At 53.7% G+C, this 391-nt stretch carries 1 protein-coding gene; it reads right to left on the reverse strand.

Annotated elements, in window-relative coordinates; all coding sequences use genetic code 11:
• The coding region (locus D7X55_RS43995; protein ID WP_158626520.1) for a hypothetical protein at positions 1 to 391 on the reverse strand (391 nt) is incomplete at both ends.

Here is a 391-nt window from a genome sequence, read left to right on the forward strand (position 1 = left end):
GTGTAAAGCTGATCTCAGGCGAAGCATCAACAAATTCGGCGTCGTCGATGTCATCTGATGTTGAGAGTTCCATTGGCGCATCGACAAAAGCGTCGCTCGACAACATCTGCGTAGTGATTTCGGTGTGGGCATGCATCTCCTTAGCGATCTGCGCGTTTAGCAGTGCATCAGCTTCCGAGCTGGTAACATCGAGGCCCATTGTCTCGTCATGTTCTTCGCCGTCAGTCTCCACGTTCCCATCAATTTGACGACGACTCATGCCCTCGGTAAGTTCTTCCGGGACTTCAAGCTGCTGCTCGCTAGCATTCGATGTGGCGCGCTCGAAACTATCCTTGGCAACATCATCAGACGCCAGGGGCAAATCCTCGAAGAGGCTCGCGTGGTGCTGAGG

The sequence above is a fragment of the Corallococcus sp. AB049A genome (genome assembly GCF_003668885.1).
In the GTDB taxonomy this organism is placed as follows: Bacteria; Myxococcota; Myxococcia; order Myxococcales; family Myxococcaceae; genus Corallococcus; species Corallococcus interemptor.